This window comes from Streptococcus sp. 27098_8_23, from assembly GCF_041432195.1.
In the GTDB taxonomy this organism is placed as follows: Bacteria; Bacillota; Bacilli; order Lactobacillales; family Streptococcaceae; genus Streptococcus.
The window spans coordinates 755142-770565 of record NZ_JAPVZF010000001.1 but is presented as its reverse complement, the minus strand read 5'-3'; the positions used below and the strand labels follow the sequence as shown (position 1 = coordinate 770565).

The 15424-nt window shown below is 41.7% G+C and carries 20 protein-coding genes; all 20 read left to right on the top strand.

From position 1 onward, the window contains the following. Nucleotides 1-110: 110 nt before the first annotated feature. The 20 genes from rpsU to phoU all read left to right on the top strand — a co-directional run bounded on the left by rpsU (nt 111) and on the right by phoU (nt 15401). Nucleotides 111-287 carry a 30S ribosomal protein S21 gene (gene rpsU, locus O3652_RS03820; protein ID WP_000048054.1) on the top strand — a complete coding sequence of 59 codons (177 nt, stop codon included), beginning with the start codon at nt 111-113 and terminating at the stop codon, nt 285-287. Nucleotides 288-351: 64 nt separating this feature from the next. Beyond that, nucleotides 352-1314 (top strand): hypothetical protein, encoded by a 963-nt coding sequence (locus tag O3652_RS03815; RefSeq protein ID WP_371590075.1) that lies wholly within the window; start codon nt 352-354, stop codon nt 1312-1314. A 136-nt stretch (nt 1315-1450) separates the two neighbouring features. After that, nucleotides 1451-2386: an HPr(Ser) kinase/phosphatase gene (gene hprK / locus O3652_RS03810; protein WP_000115190.1), complete on the top strand. Its 936-nt coding sequence runs from the start codon at nt 1451-1453 to the stop codon at nt 2384-2386. Further along, a complete protein-coding gene (lgt, locus tag O3652_RS03805; RefSeq protein WP_125413492.1) occupies nt 2379-3167 on the top strand; it encodes a prolipoprotein diacylglyceryl transferase in 789 nt (262 codons plus the stop codon). The genes hprK and lgt overlap by 8 nt, the downstream gene beginning before the upstream one ends. After that, nucleotides 3168-3551 (top strand): DUF948 domain-containing protein, encoded by a 384-nt coding sequence (locus O3652_RS03800; RefSeq protein ID WP_125413493.1) that lies wholly within the window; start codon nt 3168-3170, stop codon nt 3549-3551. It begins immediately after the preceding gene. A 15-nt stretch (nt 3552-3566) separates the two neighbouring features. Next, nucleotides 3567-3965, top strand: coding sequence for a YtxH domain-containing protein (locus tag O3652_RS03795; RefSeq protein ID WP_084976124.1), 399 nt, complete (start codon nt 3567-3569; stop codon nt 3963-3965). 73 nt (nt 3966-4038) lie between these two features. Further along, nucleotides 4039-5169: a radical SAM family heme chaperone HemW gene (gene hemW / locus O3652_RS03790; RefSeq protein WP_125413494.1), complete on the top strand. Its 1131-nt coding sequence runs from the start codon at nt 4039-4041 to the stop codon at nt 5167-5169. Nucleotides 5170-5173: 4 nt separating this feature from the next. Continuing rightward, nucleotides 5174-5911: an acyl-[acyl-carrier-protein] thioesterase gene (locus O3652_RS03785; protein WP_125413495.1), complete on the top strand. Its 738-nt coding sequence runs from the start codon at nt 5174-5176 to the stop codon at nt 5909-5911. Between the two features lie 10 nt (nt 5912-5921). Further along, the gene (locus O3652_RS03780; RefSeq protein ID WP_000323533.1) at nt 5922-6695 is read left to right on the top strand and encodes a TIGR01457 family HAD-type hydrolase; all 774 of its coding nucleotides are present in this window, start codon (nt 5922-5924) and stop codon (nt 6693-6695) included. After that, nucleotides 6685-7302, top strand: coding sequence for a TIGR01906 family membrane protein (locus O3652_RS03775; protein WP_042902104.1), 618 nt, complete (start codon nt 6685-6687; stop codon nt 7300-7302). Before O3652_RS03780 ends, O3652_RS03775 begins: the two co-directional genes overlap by 11 nt. A 220-nt stretch (nt 7303-7522) precedes the next feature. Next, on the top strand, nt 7523-7924 hold the full coding sequence (locus O3652_RS03770; protein ID WP_000631261.1) for a Spx/MgsR family RNA polymerase-binding regulatory protein: 402 nt from the start codon (nt 7523-7525) through the stop codon (nt 7922-7924). Next, the gene (locus O3652_RS03765) at nt 7925-8203 is read left to right on the top strand and encodes a UPF0223 family protein (RefSeq protein ID WP_001041966.1); all 279 of its coding nucleotides are present in this window, start codon (nt 7925-7927) and stop codon (nt 8201-8203) included. It abuts the gene before it with no gap. Then, nucleotides 8193-8966: an inositol monophosphatase family protein gene (locus O3652_RS03760; RefSeq protein WP_125413496.1), complete on the top strand. Its 774-nt coding sequence runs from the start codon at nt 8193-8195 to the stop codon at nt 8964-8966. The genes O3652_RS03765 and O3652_RS03760 overlap by 11 nt, the downstream gene beginning before the upstream one ends. Continuing rightward, entirely contained in the window at nt 8967-10271 is a 1305-nt protein-coding gene (locus O3652_RS03755; RefSeq protein WP_125413497.1) for an RsmF rRNA methyltransferase first C-terminal domain-containing protein, read from the top strand. Between the two features lie 210 nt (nt 10272-10481). Next, nucleotides 10482-11360 carry a phosphate ABC transporter substrate-binding protein PstS gene (locus O3652_RS03750; protein WP_125413498.1) on the top strand — a complete coding sequence of 293 codons (879 nt, stop codon included), beginning with the start codon at nt 10482-10484 and terminating at the stop codon, nt 11358-11360. Next, complete coding sequence (gene pstC, locus O3652_RS03745; RefSeq protein WP_001070951.1) at nt 11360-12277, top strand: phosphate ABC transporter permease subunit PstC; 918 nt, start codon at nt 11360-11362, stop codon at nt 12275-12277. The genes O3652_RS03750 and pstC overlap by 1 nt, the downstream gene beginning before the upstream one ends. Next, complete coding sequence (gene pstA / locus O3652_RS03740; RefSeq protein ID WP_000543050.1) at nt 12267-13151, top strand: phosphate ABC transporter permease PstA; 885 nt, start codon at nt 12267-12269, stop codon at nt 13149-13151. Before pstC ends, pstA begins: the two co-directional genes overlap by 11 nt. A gap of 10 nt (nt 13152-13161) precedes the next feature. Then, complete coding sequence (pstB, locus tag O3652_RS03735) at nt 13162-13965, top strand: phosphate ABC transporter ATP-binding protein PstB (protein WP_000049851.1); 804 nt, start codon at nt 13162-13164, stop codon at nt 13963-13965. Nucleotides 13966-13977: 12 nt separating this feature from the next. Next, entirely contained in the window at nt 13978-14736 is a 759-nt protein-coding gene (gene pstB, locus O3652_RS03730; RefSeq protein ID WP_125413499.1) for a phosphate ABC transporter ATP-binding protein PstB, read from the top strand. Between the two features lie 11 nt (nt 14737-14747). Beyond that, entirely contained in the window at nt 14748-15401 is a 654-nt protein-coding gene (gene phoU, locus O3652_RS03725) for a phosphate signaling complex protein PhoU (protein WP_371590073.1), read from the top strand. The last annotated feature ends 23 nt before the right edge of the window (nt 15402-15424 follow it).

Below are 15424 nucleotides of genomic sequence, written 5' to 3'. Positions count from 1 at the left end.
TTTTAAAAAGAAAAGGGAAGATAATATAAGTTTATGGCAGTTTTCCCTTGACAAATATTCATTTTGCGTGTAAAATGGAATAGATCTTGAACTTGAAGGGAGTGAAAAAAATGTCTAAAACAGTAGTACGTAAGAATGAATCTCTTGACGATGCACTTCGTCGTTTCAAACGTGCGGTTACTAAAGCTGGTACTCTTCAAGAAACACGCAAACGTGAATTCTATGAAAAACCTTCTGTAAAACGTAAACGTAAATCAGAAGCAGCTCGTAAACGTAAAAAATTCTAATTTGAAATGAAAGGCTAGACTTGTCTAGTCTTTTTTTGCACAATGTTTAGAGGAATAAATTGTTATGAGAGAGTATATAAAAGAATATCAAAAAATGCGTGAAAATCACTTGGAAGATTGGGGTTATTGTGCTGATCCGATCGATTGGAAGGAATTTGAAGAGTCAAACCAAAGAATTTTTGAAAAGTATTTGACCGATTCAAAAGTATCGTCTGACAAGGTTTTAAGGGTAAAATTGTACAGTAGCTTATTGCTAGATGATATTAAATATTTTGCCTATTATGCTGCGTTTTTAGATGGGGATTATAAGCAGTTAAACAACGCTCTATGGCAAACAGGAAGAACCGAGTTGATGAGAGGTGGTTTGTTGGCAAGTGGAACCATTTACACAGATGGGATTTTGAAAGGCTTGTTTACCTCTTTTGCTTGTAACGATTTTTCAGTCATTCCATCATTCATCCCCAAAGATTTACCCTTGTTGAAAGGAACTTATTATCCAGAAAATGTGATTAATCTTTTATACGCTCTTTATTATCAAGATGAAGAAAGATTATCCGAGTCTCTCTTGCGTGCACAACAGTTTTTAGGGAAGAAAAAACGAACTGGTATGGAAGAATTTTCTGTTCGGTATTTTATAAACTTGGCAAGAAAAGATGCAGTTGCATTAAGTGAGTCCTTACAAAGTTTATGCCAAGCTTATCAGAGACGAGGCTTTCCCTATGAAAAGATCGATAAGTGCTTTGCGGATGAGATTCATGGTCTATATCGATTGGTACGATTTTTTGACCATTCCTTGTTTGAAGAAGTCAGCATGCCGTCTCATAAGACTTTTTTGAAGGACTTTGAAGAATGGCAAGTCCAAAATCAGTTTCCAAAAGGTCAACAGTTCTATACCTATCCTCAAGATATGGCTGATGCAAACAGAATATTAACAAAAGGTCTTCCAAGGATTTACTTTGAAAAGTCTGGAAGGGACTTGGTGATAGACGTTGACCAATTTGCAGTAGATTTGTCTCGGTTGATTTGAAAGAGTAGGAAAAGACTTCCTAGTTAAATCTTTTCCCAAGTAACATCAAATAAATACTGTAAATCCTGCAAAAAAAGGAAACTTCCACCTACAATTTGATATAATAGTAGGGAGAACTCGATTGAAGGAGAAAATTATGTCGGTTTTAGTAAGAGATGTCATTGAAAAACTCAGACTAGATATTGTCTATGGTGAAGGCGAATTACTTGAAAAAGAAATCAATACTGCGGACATTATGAGACCTGGTCTTGAAATGACGGGCTATTTTGATTACTATACACCAGAAAGGATTCAGCTGTTAGGGATGAAGGAGTGGTCCTATTTAGTTGCCATGCCTGCCCAGAACCGTTATCAAGTTTTGAAGAAAATGTTTCTACCTGAAACACCTGCGGTTATCGTGGCTCGTGGTCTGGTAGTTCCAGAGGAAATGTTGAGGGCTGCTAGAGAATGTAAGATTGCGATTTTAACCAGCCGAACAGCAACCAGTCGTTTATCTGGAGAACTTTCTAGCTATCTTGATTCCCGTTTGGCTAAACGTACCAGTGTGCATGGTGTCTTGATGGATATCTATGGCATGGGTGTCTTGATCCAAGGGGATAGTGGTATCGGTAAGAGCGAGACAGGTCTTGAGCTTGTGAAGCGTGGACACCGTCTAGTAGCAGACGATCGTGTAGATATTTATTCTAAGGATGAGATGACTCTTTGGGGCGAACCTGCTGAAATCTTGAAACATTTACTTGAGATTCGTGGAGTTGGGATTATCGATATCATGAGTCTCTATGGTGCAAGTGCCGTAAAAGATTCTTCACAAGTTCAGCTAGCAGTTTATCTAGAAAATTACGATACGCATAAGACCTTTGACCGTCTAGGAAACAATGCCGAAGAACTCGAAGTTTCTGGTGTAACGATTCCGCGTATCCGCATCCCAGTAAAAACAGGACGCAATATTTCCGTTGTTATTGAGGCAGCTGCCATGAACTATCGTGCTAAAGAAATGGGCTTTGATGCGACGCGTTTATTTGAAGAACGCTTGACAAATCTAATCGCTCAAAATGAGGTGAAACATGATTAATCCAGTCGCATTTGAAATTGGTCCCTTTGCTATTCGTTGGTATGCTTTGTGTATTGTAGCTGGTTTGGTTCTGGCAGTCTACCTTGCCATGAAAGAAGCTCCTAAAAAGAAAATCCTGTCAGATGATATTTTGGATTTTATCCTGATTGCTTTTCCGGTAGCTATTTTAGGTGCTAGACTATACTACGTACTCTTTCGTTTAGATTATTATCTGCAAAATCCAGGTGAAATCATCGCCATTTGGAATGGTGGTTTGGCCATTTACGGAGGTTTGATAGCGGGCGCTATTGTTCTTTATATCTTTGCAGATAGAAAGTTGATTAATACTTGGGATTTCTTAGATATTGCAGCACCGAGCGTCATGGTTGCCCAGAGTTTAGGGCGCTGGGGGAACTTCTTTAACCAAGAAGCCTACGGTGCAGCGGTAGATAATCTGGATTATTTGCCGGGCTTCATCCGTGACCAGATGTACATTGATGGTAGCTACCGTCAGCCAACCTTCTTATATGAGTCGGTTTGGAATCTGATTGGATTTGCTTTGATCTTGATTTTTAGACGAAAATTAAAGGGAATCAGACGTGGTCATATCACTGCTTTCTACTTGATTTGGTATGGCTTTGGTCGTATGATTATCGAAGGGATGCGGATGGATAGTCTCATGTTCTTTGGCCTGCGAGTTTCCCAATGGTTATCAGTTGTCCTTATCGGACTCGGTATTTTTATCATACTTTATCAAAATCGAAAGAAAGCCCCTTTCTATCATAATGAGGAGGAAAAATAAATGTTAGAAGTTGCATATATACTTGTTGCGATTGCTTTGATTGTCTGTTTAGTCTATTTGACAATCACGATTCAAAAAGCAGGTCGAATGATTGATGAGACGGAGAAAACCATCAAAACCTTGTCTTCAGATGTAGATGTTACCTTACATCAGACCAATGAACTGTTGGTAAAAGTTAATGTCTTGGTTGACGATATCAATGTTAAGGTTGCGACTATCGACCCACTATTTACGGCTGTAGCAGACTTATCTGAGTCAGTATCTGACCTCAACCAACATGCGCGTGTTTTAGGCAAAAAAGCTTCATCTGCTGGTTCAAAGACCATCAAAACAGGTGCAGGCTTGTCAGCTCTTCGCGTCGCAAGTAAATTTTTCAAAAAATAAAAAAGGAGAAATCTCATGGGAAAACTATCCTCTATCCTTTTAGGAACAGTTTCAGGTGCAGCTCTTGCTTTGTTTTTGACGAGTGACAAGGGCAAGCAAGTTTGTAGTCAAGCTCAGGATTTTCTAGATGATTTGAGAGAAGATCCAGAATATGCTAGAGAGCAGGTTTGTGAAAAACTAACAGAAGTGAAGGAACAGGCAACTGACTTTGTGCTGAAAACAAAGGAACAAGTAGAATCTGGTGAAATCACTTTTGATAGTGTCCTTGACCAAGCTAAAACCTGTGCTCGACAAGCGACGGAAGCATCGAAGGAAACCTTTAACAATCTTAAGGAGCAATGGCAAGAACAGTCAGCAACTCCAGACGTTGCTGAAGGCCAAGAAGAAATCATCATCGATATTACTGAAGTATAAGGTATCACCATCTCTGGTTTTTGGAGATGGTGATTTTTATCTGCAAGTCTGTCTTTGTGGTATAATAAATACTATGCAGAAAAAACCAACGTCCGCCTACGTGCATATTCCCTTTTGCACACAGATTTGTTATTATTGTGACTTTTCAAAAGTATTTATCAAGAATCAACCAGTAGATAGTTACCTGGAGCATCTGCTAGAAGAGTTTCGTTCTTATGATATCCAAAAGTTGTCAACCCTCTATATCGGAGGTGGGACACCAACAGCCCTGTCAGCTTCACAACTAGAAGTGCTCTTGGATGGCTTGACTAAACACTTGGACTTGTCGGTCTTAGAAGAATTAACCATTGAAGCTAACCCAGGAGATCTGGACGCTGATAAGATTGCGGTTTTGAAAAACTCGCCAGTCAATCGTGTTTCCTTAGGTGTGCAAACTTTTGATAACAAAATGCTGAAAAAGATTGGGCGCAGTCATTTGGAGAAGGATATTTATGAAAATATCGACCGTCTTAAATTGGCTGGTTTTGACAATATCTCCATCGACCTAATCTACGCTCTTCCTGGTCAGACTATGGATCAGGTCAAGGAGAATGTGGCTAAGGCCATTTCGCTTGATATTCCTCATATGAGTCTTTATAGCTTGATTTTGGAAAATCATACAGTCTTTATGAACCGCATGCGACGTGGGAAATTGCCCCTACCCAAGGAAGAGTTAGAAGCGGAGATGTTTGAGTACATCATCGCAGAACTGGAGCGAGCTGGTTTTGAGCATTATGAGATTTCCAATTTCTCTAAACTCGGATTTGAAAGTCGCCACAATCTCATGTACTGGGACAATGCCGAGTATTATGGTATCGGTGCGGGTGCTTCAGGTTATGTGAATGGGGTGCGTTATAAAAATCATGGTCCTATCCGCCACTATCTCAATGCGGTAGAGGCAGGAAATGCTCGGATTACAGAAGAACACCTGAGTCAAAGGGAGCAGATGGAAGAAGAAATGTTCCTAGGCCTCCGGAAAAAATCCGGGGTTTCCATGGCGCGATTTGAGGAGAAATTTGGACAGTCCTTTGATGGACTTTATGGCGAGATCATCAGAGACTTGGTTCAACAAGGACTTATGCAGATCGACGGTGATCGTGTCCGAATGACAAAGAGAGGTCTCTTCTTAGGAGACACTGTAGCAGAACGATTTATTTTGGAGTAGAACAATGGGCTTAACTTATCAAATGAAAATGAAAATTCCTTTTGATATGGCGGACATGAACGGTCATATCAAACTTCCAGATGTGATTTTGCTGTCCTTGCAAGTATCAGGTATGCAGTCGATTGAACTGGGAGTTAGCGACAAGGATGTGTTGGAACGTTACAATCTGGTCTGGATTATTACAGACTATGCGATTGACGTGGTTCGCTTGCCTCGCTTTGCTGAGGAGATTACGATTGAAACAGAAGCATTGACTTACAATCGTCTTTTTTGCTACCGCCGTTTCACTATCTATGATGAAGCAGGTCAAGAAATCATTCGCATGGTAGCAACCTTTGTTCTTATGGACAGAGACAGTCGGAAAGTTCATGCTGTCGAACCGGAGATTGTTTCGCCTTACCAGTCTGAGTTTGATAAAAAACTCATACGTGGGCCAAAGTATACAAATCTAGAAGAGCCAATCAGTAAAGACTACCATGTTCGTTTTTACGATTTGGATATGAATGGTCATGTTAATAACAGTAAATACTTGGATTGGATTTTTGAGGTTATGGGAGCAGACTTTTTGACCAAGTATATTCCAAAGAAAATCAATCTCAAATATGTCAAAGAAGTGCGACCAGGTGGCATGATTGCTTCAGCTTATGAACTCAAGGGACTAGAAAGCAAGCATGAGATTATCAGTGATGGCGAGATTAATGCCCAAGCTATGATTACGTGGCAAGAAATTGAAGGCAATTAGAAAGGACGATATGGCTTATAAAGGTTATTTAATTGATTTAGACGGAACCATTTACAAGGGGAAAGACCGAATTCCCGCGGGTGAGGCTTTTGTCCATGAGTTACAAAAAAGAGAAATTCCCTACCTCTTTGTGACCAATAATACAACTCGTACTCCTGAGAGTGTTCAAGAGATGTTGGCTCAGAATTTTAACATTAATACACCTCTATCAACTGTCTACACAGCGACTTTGGCAACCATCGACTATATGAACGACTTGGGACTGGAAAAGACAGTCTATGTCATTGGTGAAGCAGGGCTCAAGGATGCTATCCAGGCGGCAGGTTATGCGGAAGACAAGGAAAATCCTGCCTATGTGGTAGTTGGACTGGACTGGCAAGTCGACTATGAAAAATTTGCGACGGCGACTCTAGCCATTCAAAAGGGGGCTCACTTTATCGGAACCAATCCTGACCTCAATATCCCGACGGAACGTGGTCTCTTGCCTGGTGCTGGTTCACTAATTACACTTCTTGAAGTCGCTACACGGGTAAAACCAGTTTATATCGGAAAACCAAATGCTATCATTATGGATAAGGCAGTTGAGCACTTAGGCTTGAAAAGAGAAGAGTTGCTCATGGTTGGGGATAACTACCTGACAGATATCCGAGCAGGAATTGACAATGGCATTCCAACTCTCTTGGTGACGACAGGTTTTACCAAGGCAGAAGAAGTAGCAGATCTGCCAATCGCACCAACTCATGTAGTTTCTAGCCTTGCGGAGTGGAATTTTGATGAAAACTAAACTGACCTTTTGGGGAAGTATGCTCTTTCTCCTCTCCCTGTCTATTCTCTTAACCATTTATCTGGCATGGGTTTTCTATCCCATGGAGATTCAGTGGCTGAACTTAGCGAATCGAGTCTATCTAAAGCCAGAAACCATTCAGTACAATTTTCATATCTTGATGAATTACCTGACTAATCCCTTTAGTCAGGTCTTAGAGATGCCAGATTTTCGTTCATCAGCGGCAGGTCTACATCACTTTGCGGTGGTGAAGAATCTCTTCCACTTGGTTCAGCTAGTTGCCCTAGTGACACTTCCAAGTTTCTATTTCTTTGTTAGAAAGATTGTAAAAAAAGGCTTTTTACCACTATATCGTAAAAGCATCTTGATTCTTGTACTATTGCCCCTAATCATTGGGCTTGTAGGAGTGTTGATTGGATTTGAGCAATTTTTTACGCTTTTCCATCAGATTCTCTTTTGGGGAGATGATACTTGGCTTTTTGATCCAGCAAGGGATCCCGTTATTTGGATTTTACCAGAGATTTTCTTCCTCCATGCCTTTGTACTTTTCTTTGTTTTGTATGAAGGAATATTCAGTTTCCTTTTTGTTAAAGCTTCAAAGAAATAGTGGAAAAAGTTCTGTATTTTTAATAAAAAACGAGAGAAGTTGCTCTACTCCCTATTTATTGTTAGGTTATCCTAAAGATAAACTTGCAAAGCAGGAGATTTTTGCAGAAAACAGTCTATTTTCTATGAAAAAATAGGCTTTTTTTCTAAAAATACCTAGTCAAGCGCTTTATTTTTTTGTATAATAGAAATAGCAAGTATAGATAAAAGAAGAGAAAAGCATGATTACACTATTTTTATCACCGAGTTGTACATCATGTCGTAAGGCAAAGGCTTGGTTAGAGACGCATAAAGTGCCCTTTCAAGAGCATAATATTATGACTAGTCCTTTAACAAGAAAAGAATTACAACATATTCTTTCCTTGACCGAAAATGGTACTGATGACATCATTTCAACTCGTTCAAAAATTTTTCAAAAATTGGATATTGATGTAGAGAGTATCTCGGTATCGGAGTTGCTTCAGTTGATTGAGCAATATCCTAGTCTTTTGCGCCGCCCAATTATTATAGATACCAAACGCATGCAGATCGGTTTTAATGAAGATGAAATTCGTGCTTTTCTCCCTCGTAGTTACCGTAAACAAGAACTAAAAGAAGCAACATTGAGAGCTGGTATAGGATAGATGAACAAACAGTATAGTTACCCACTAGATTTGTCGTGGAGCACTGAAGAACTTGCTTCAGTGCTTTCTTTTTTTAATGATGTTGAAGCTGCTTATGAAGATAAGGTAGAAGCAAAAAAACTGCTAGAGTCTTACAAGGAATTCAAATTGGTCGTGCCAAGCAAGAGTGAAGAGAAACGTTTGGGACGAGAATTTGAAACAGTTAGTGGTTATTCGCTTTACCGAGCAGTTCAGGCTGCCAAGGAAAAAAGAGAAGGGAAGATTTCTCTTGAAAACTAAATTTGAATTTGCCAAACAGATTGTGAAGGAAGCTGCTGCCTATATTTTGGCTCACATGAAAGAAGATTTGCAGGTTGAGCGCAAGTCTTCCCCTACTGACTTTGTGACGCGTTTGGACAAGGAGGTCCAGGAACTCTTGGTTGAACGGATCAAGTACTCCTATCCTGAGGACTTGATTTGCGCGGAAGAGGGTTGTTTACGTGCTGCAGTCGGTCAAGGTTCCGTTTGGGTGATTGATCCCATTGACGGTACCAATAACTTTGTCGCCCAGCAGGAAGATTTTGCCGTGATGTTAGCTTATTTTGAAAATGGGGTTGGCAAATTTGGCATCATCTATGATGTCATGAAAGGTGATTGTTACCATGGTGGTGGTGCCTTTCCTCCTTGCCGCAATAATGAGCCCTTACCGCCTTTTAAAAAGAAACCTCTTCAAGAATTTTTAGTTGCCGGCAACTCAGGTATGTTTGAAAGCAATGAGTGGGGATTGGGTGATTTGGGTCGAGCAGCGTTGGGTGTCCGTGTCTACGGCAGTGCGGCCATTAGTTTTGCCAAGGTTTTATCAGGTCGTCTTCTGACTTATATTACCTATCTGCAGCCATGGGATTACGCTTCGGCCAGTATCTTAGGGGAAAGTCTGGGTTATCGCCTTCTTACGGTATCGGGTGAGCCCGCTGATTTTACAACGCGTCAGCCTGTCATGATGGTGCCAATCGAGATGCAAGAGGAGATTCAGTCTTATATCTACGAAAGGAAAGAGAACTAAATGCAATTTCCAGAAGGATTTGTTGAAAAATATGAAGCGATACTAGAAGATGAGGCAAGAGACTTTCTTGCCTCTTTTAAACAAGAAGCGGTTTCGGCTTTTCGGGTCAATCCCTTAAAAGAAAGTCAGTTATCGTTTGCAGATGCTATTCCAAATACACCTTGGGGGTATTATGGTAAGGTTTCTGGAAAGTCACCAGAGCACGCGACCGGTCTTGTTTATTCGCAAGAGCCTGCAGCTCAAATGGTGGCCCAGGTAGCTCAACCCCTTCCCGGTATGAAGGTCTTGGACTTGGCGGCAGCACCAGGGGGAAAATCCACTCAACTAGCAGCTTATCTGGCTAATCAAGGAGTCCTTGTCTCCAACGAAATTTCAAGTAAGCGTGCTAAGATTTTAGTGGAAAATATGGAGCGATTTGGAGCGACAAACGTTGTCGTGACCAATGAGTCTGCTGATCGCTTGGCCAAGATTTTTAAAGGTTACTTTGATGTGATTGTCCTTGATGCACCTTGCTCGGGTGAAGGGATGTTTCGTAAGCGGCCAGATGCCATGGATTATTGGAGTACCGATTATCCAAGCCAATGTGCCAGTCTCCAAAGGGAAATTTTAGAAGATGCAGTGACTATGCTTGCTGAAGGTGGCCGTCTGGTCTATTCGACCTGTACTTGGGCACCTGAGGAAAATGAAGAAATCGTCCACTGGTTGCTGGATACTTATGATTTTGAATTGCTTCCAGTCGAGCATGTGAACGGTATGGTAGCAGGAATTGATCTTCCTGAAACGGCTCGGATGTACCCTCATCATTTCAAGGGAGAAGGCCAGTTTGTTGCCCACCTGCACTTTAAGGGAGAAAATCCAGCATCTAAATTCAAAGCTAGCAAGAGCAATCATAGTCGGGAACAGCTGGTCTTGTGGCAAGAATTTGCCCAAAAACACTTGCGAGTCAATCTAACTGGTATCTTGCAGACTTTTGGAGACCAACTTTATCTCTTGCCCGAGATGCTACCTGATCTAGGGAAACTCAAAATTGCCCGAAATGGGCTCCATCTGGGTACTTTTAAGAAGAAACGCTTCGAACCAAGCTTTGCTCTGGGATTAGCCTTGAAACCAAGTCAAGTAAAACAAAGTGTCGAAATCAATGATGAGGACTTTGTAAAATATGTGGCTGGTGAGACCGTTCAATTGGCTGAAGCTCGACCAAATGGCTGGTATCAAGTTGTGGTTCAAGGAAACGGACTAGGCTTTGCCAAGGTAACGGGAAATGTTTTGAAAAATTATTATCCAAAAGGGCTCAGATTCAGGTGAAAAAGCTAGTCAAAGAGCCTATTCTATGTTATAGTGGAAGTATGAGTTTTTTCTGATAGTCTTTCATTATTACTTATATTATACGATGGAATTGTCCGCTCCTAAGAATGACTAGATAAAATAAAGTGGGACAATCATTGATGATAATTGGATGATCAGGACAAACGGAAGAAATCAGAACATTTATCATTATGTTCAAGGAGAATAACAGTGAAAAAAAGAAAAAAGCTCGTCATGTCTCTTGCAGCTCTTTTGATGGCAGGTTCTCTAGCAGGATGTGCTAGCTGGATTGATCGTGGAGAATCCATGACAGCTGTTGGTTCAACAGCTCTTCAGCCTCTTGTCGAAGCGACAGCAGATGAATTTGGTTCTAGAAACATTGGAAAAACAGTCAATGTTCAAGGTGGTGGATCGGGTACAGGACTATCTCAAGTCCAGTCTGGAGCAGTAGACATCGGGAATTCTGACGTCTTTGCAGAGGAAAAAGAAGGAATCGATGCTTCAGCTCTAGTAGACCACAAGGTTGCAGTAGCTGGTCTTGCAGTGATTGTAAACAAGGAAGTGGATGTTGAGAATCTCACAACCGAGCAACTTCGCAAAATCTTTACAGGTGAAGTGACCAACTGGAAAGAAGTTGGGGGCAAAGACCTGGCAATTTCAATCATCAACCGAGCAGCAAGTTCTGGTTCACGAGCGACGTTTGATACGGTGGTTATGAATGGCCAAGCGGCAATGCAGAGCCAAGAACAGGATTCTAACGGGATGGTCAAGTCGATTGTATCCCAAACACCTGGAGCCATTTCTTACCTGGCTTTTGCCTATGTAGATGACTCCGTGAAAAGCATGAAATTGAATGGGTATGAGCCTACGTCTGAAAATGTAACGACCAACAACTGGCCTTTGTGGTCTTATGAACATATGTACACACTTGGTCAGCCAAATGAGCTAGCTGCCGAATTCCTGAATTTCGTCCTCTCAGATGAAGCCCAAAATGGAATTGTTAAGGGCATGGGCTATATCTCCATCAATGAAATGAAAGTCCAAAAGGATGCTTCAGGTACCGTTACAGCAGTAGAAGGAGGTCAATAATGAATCAAGAAGAATTATCGAAAAAATTACTCTCTCCTTCAAAGAACTCTCGCCTTGAGAAGTTTGGTAAAGGTTTGACCTTCACTTGCCTTTCTTTGATTGTCATCATTGTGGCGATGATTTTGATTTTTGTAGCCCAAAAAGGTTTGTCGACCTTCTTTGTCAATGGGGTCAACATCTTTGATTTCCTCTTTGGACAAACTTGGAATCCTTCAGGGAAACAATTTGGTGCCCTTCCGATGATTTTGGGTTCCTTTATTGTGACGATTTTATCAGCCCTTATCGCAACACCCTTTGCTATTGGTGCGGCAGTCTTTATGACCGAAGTATCACCAAAGGGTGCAAAAATTTTGCAACCAGCCATTGAACTCCTCGTCGGTATTCCTTCAGTCGTCTATGGATTTATCGGTTTGCAAGTTGTGGTGCCTTTTGTTCGTAGCGTCTTTGGTGGAACTGGTTTTGGGATCTTGTCAGGGATTTTCGTTCTTTTTGTCATGATCTTACCAACTGTAACCTTTATGACAACAGACAGCTTGCGTGCTGTTCCTCGTCATTACCGTGAAGCCAGTTTGGCTATGGGAGCCACTCGTTGGCAAACCATCTGGCGTGTGACCTTGAAAGCAGCACGTTCAGGTATTTTTACTGCAGTGGTCTTTGGGATGGCGCGTGCCTTCGGTGAAGCCCTTGCTATTCAGATGGTGGTCGGAAACTCAGCAGTTATCCCAACCTCGTTAACAACACCAGCTGCGACCTTGACATCTGTATTGACTATGGGTATCGGAAATACTGTCATGGGAACGGTTGATAATAACGTTCTCTGGTCACTGGCCTTAGTCTTGCTCTTGATGAGTTTGGCCTTTAACAGTGTGATTAAATTGATTACGAAAGAAAGAGGAAAGAAAAACTATGCACGCTAAGAAATTAGATAAACTTGCAACAGCTGTCCTCTATACCATCGCGGGTATCATCGTGGCCATCTTGGCATCCTTGATTCTCTATATCTTGGTGAGAGGGTTACCGCATATCTCTTGGTCTTTCTTGACTGGGAAATCCTCCTCTTATCAAGCAGGTGGGGGTATCGGGATTCAGCTCTACAATTCCTTCTTCCTTTTGGTCATTACCTTGATCATTTCTGTTCCCCTGTCTATGGGAGCTGGTGTTTTCCTTGCTGAGTATGCTAAAAAAGGACCTGTGACTAATTTTATTCGTACCTGTATTGAGATTTTGTCTTCTCTACCATCAGTCGTTGTGGGTCTCTTTGGTTACTTGATTTTTGTAGTCCAGTTTGAGTATGGATTTTCAATCATTTCAGGTGCCTTGGCCTTGACGGTCTTTAACCTCCCTCAGATGACTCGAAATGTTGAGGACAGTTTAAAACACGTTCACCATACGCAACGTGAAGCTGGTCTGGCCCTTGGAATTTCTCGTTGGGAGACTGTGGTCCATGTTGTCATTCCAGAGGCACTTCCAGGTATCGTAACGGGTGTTGTCTTGGCATCTGGCCGTATCTTTGGTGAGGCCGCCGCTCTTATCTATACGGCAGGACAATCCGCTCCAGCCCTTGACTGGTCTAATTGGAATATCCTTAGTGTTACCAGTCCTATCTCAATCTTCCGTCAAGCAGAAACCTTGGCTGTCCACATTTGGAAGGTCAACAGTGAAGGAACCATTCCTGATGCTACCATTGTATCTGCTGGTTCTGCTGCCGTGCTCCTCATCTTTATCTTGATTTTTAACTTTGGAGCACGCAAACTCGGAAGCTACCTACACAAGAAATTAACCGCTGCCTAAAGGAGAAGCCATGTCAAAATATAACTGGGATGAAAAACATATCATCACTTTCCCTGAAGAAAAAGTGGCCCTCTCTACTAAGGATTTACATGTTTACTATGGTAAAAATGAATCCATCAAGGGCATCGATATGCAATTTGAAAAAAATAAAATCACGGCCTTGATTGGTCCTTCTGGATCAGGAAAATCTACCTATCTTCGCAGTCTCAATCGGATGAATGATACCATTGATATTGCCAAGGTCACAGGTCAAATCCTCTACCGAGGGATTGACGTCAACCGTCCAGAAATCAATGTCTATGAGATGCGCAAGCATATCGGAATGGTCTTCCAACGTCCAAATCCATTTGCTAAGTCTATTTACCGCAACATCACTTTTGCTCATGAACGTGCGGGAGTTAAGGATAAGAAAGTCCTTGATGAAATTGTAGAAACTTCTCTACGACAGGCTGCCCTATGGGATCAGGTCAAAGACGACCTCCACAAATCAGCCTTGATGCTTTCTGGAGGTCAGCAACAACGTCTCTGTATCGCTCGCGCCATCTCTGTCAAGCCAGATATCCTCTTGATGGATGAACCGGCGTCAGCCTTGGATCCGATTGCGACAGCCCAACTGGAAGAAACCATGTTGGAATTGAAGAAGGACTTTACCATCATCATCGTTACCCACAGTATGCAACAGGCTGCGCGTGCAAGTGACTACACTGGATTTTTCTACTTGGGTGATTTGATTGAGTATGATAAGACATCCAATATTTTCCAAAATGCTAAGTTACAGTCAACCAATGACTATGTAACGGGACACTTTGGTTAGAAAGGAAACGGTATGTCAGAAGCGATTTTACAGGTGTCAGACCTGTCCGTTTATTACAATAAAAAGAAGGCCTTGAATAGTGTTTCCCTTTCTTTCCAACCTAAGGAAATAACGGCCTTGATTGGTCCTTCTGGATCAGGAAAGTCTACCCTGCTCAAAGCTATCAACCGCATGGGCGATCTAAATCCTGAAGTGACAACAACAGGATCAGTAGTCTATAATGGTCACAATATATACAGTCCCCGCACCGATACGGTTGAATTGCGTAAGGAAATCGGTATGGTCTTTCAACAGCCTAATCCCTTCCCTATGTCTATCTACGAAAATGTTGTCTATGGGCTACGTATCAATGGGGTTAAGGACAAGAAAGTTCTTGATGAAGCAGTGGAAACGGCCTTGCAACGTGCGTCTATCTGGGATGAAGTAAAGGATCGTTTGCATGATTCGGCCATTGGTCTCTCAGGAGGACAACAACAACGTGTTTGTGTAGCTCGTGTCTTAGCAACCAGTCCGAAAATCATCCTCTTAGATGAACCAACTTCAGCTTTGGATCCTATTTCTGCAGGTAAGATTGAGGAAACCTTGTATGGTCTGAAGGATAAATACACCATGCTCTTGGTAACGCGTTCGATGCAACAAGCCTCACGTATCTCTGATAAAACAGGATTTTTCCTAGATGGGGATTTAATCGAGTTTAACGATACGAAGAAGATGTTCCTAGAGCCACAAAACAAGGAAACAGAAGATTATATTACAGGAAAATTTGGATAAGGAGTTGAATGATGTTACGATCTCAATTTGAAGAAGATTTGGAGAAATTGCACAACCAGTTCTATGCTATGGGACAAGAAGTGCTCTCACAGATCAATCGTACAGTGCGTGCCTTTGTTACGCATGACCGTGATTTGGCAAAAGAAGTCATCGAAGACGATGCAGAAGTAAATGAATATGAAGTGAAGTTGGAAAAGAAATCATTTGAAATGATCGCCCTCCAACAACCTGTTTCGCAAGACCTTCGTACCGTCTTGACCGTTCTCAAGGCAGTGTCAGACGTGGAACGCATGGGAGATCATGCAGTGTCTATCGCTGAGGCGACTATTCGTATGAAGGGGGAGCAACGTATCCCTTCTGTTGAAGAAGAAATCAAAAAGATGGGACGCGACGTGAAAAACTTCGTCGAAGCAGCCCTAGATCTCTATCTCAACGGTTCTGTGGATCAAGCCTACGAAGTAGCAACGATGGACGAAAAAATCAACCATTACTTTGATAGCATCCGTGATTTGGCTACAGAAGAAATCAAGAAAAATCCTGAAGCCATTGTTACAGGACGCGATTACTTCCAGGTTATTTCCTTCTTGGAACGTATTGGAGACTACGCAAAAAATATCTGTGAATGGGTTGTTTACTTTGAAACAGGTAAGATTGTCGAACTATAAGAAACGGTTTAAATATACAGAAA

Bases quoted from the DNA above. Each gene is read 5' to 3' on its own strand.
- rpsU (WP_000048054.1), top strand. From the start codon at position 111: ATGTCTAAAACAGTAGTACGTAAGAATGAATCTCTTGACGATGCACTT.
- O3652_RS03815 (WP_371590075.1), top strand. From the start codon at position 352: ATGAGAGAGTATATAAAAGAATATCAAAAAATGCGTGAAAATCACTTG.
- hprK (WP_000115190.1), top strand. From the start codon at position 1,451: ATGTCGGTTTTAGTAAGAGATGTCATTGAAAAACTCAGACTAGATATT.
- lgt (WP_125413492.1), top strand. From the start codon at position 2,379: ATGATTAATCCAGTCGCATTTGAAATTGGTCCCTTTGCTATTCGTTGG.
- O3652_RS03800 (WP_125413493.1), top strand. From the start codon at position 3,168: ATGTTAGAAGTTGCATATATACTTGTTGCGATTGCTTTGATTGTCTGT.
- O3652_RS03795 (WP_084976124.1), top strand. From the start codon at position 3,567: ATGGGAAAACTATCCTCTATCCTTTTAGGAACAGTTTCAGGTGCAGCT.
- hemW (WP_125413494.1), top strand. From the start codon at position 4,039: ATGCAGAAAAAACCAACGTCCGCCTACGTGCATATTCCCTTTTGCACA.
- O3652_RS03785 (WP_125413495.1), top strand. From the start codon at position 5,174: ATGGGCTTAACTTATCAAATGAAAATGAAAATTCCTTTTGATATGGCG.
- O3652_RS03780 (WP_000323533.1), top strand. From the start codon at position 5,922: ATGGCTTATAAAGGTTATTTAATTGATTTAGACGGAACCATTTACAAG.
- O3652_RS03775 (WP_042902104.1), top strand. From the start codon at position 6,685: ATGAAAACTAAACTGACCTTTTGGGGAAGTATGCTCTTTCTCCTCTCC.
- O3652_RS03770 (WP_000631261.1), top strand. From the start codon at position 7,523: ATGATTACACTATTTTTATCACCGAGTTGTACATCATGTCGTAAGGCA.
- O3652_RS03765 (WP_001041966.1), top strand. From the start codon at position 7,925: ATGAACAAACAGTATAGTTACCCACTAGATTTGTCGTGGAGCACTGAA.
- O3652_RS03755 (WP_125413497.1), top strand. From the start codon at position 8,967: ATGCAATTTCCAGAAGGATTTGTTGAAAAATATGAAGCGATACTAGAA.
- pstC (WP_001070951.1), top strand. From the start codon at position 11,360: ATGAATCAAGAAGAATTATCGAAAAAATTACTCTCTCCTTCAAAGAAC.
- pstA (WP_000543050.1), top strand. From the start codon at position 12,267: ATGCACGCTAAGAAATTAGATAAACTTGCAACAGCTGTCCTCTATACC.
- pstB (WP_000049851.1), top strand. From the start codon at position 13,162: ATGTCAAAATATAACTGGGATGAAAAACATATCATCACTTTCCCTGAA.
- pstB (WP_125413499.1), top strand. From the start codon at position 13,978: ATGTCAGAAGCGATTTTACAGGTGTCAGACCTGTCCGTTTATTACAAT.
- phoU (WP_371590073.1), top strand. From the start codon at position 14,748: ATGTTACGATCTCAATTTGAAGAAGATTTGGAGAAATTGCACAACCAG.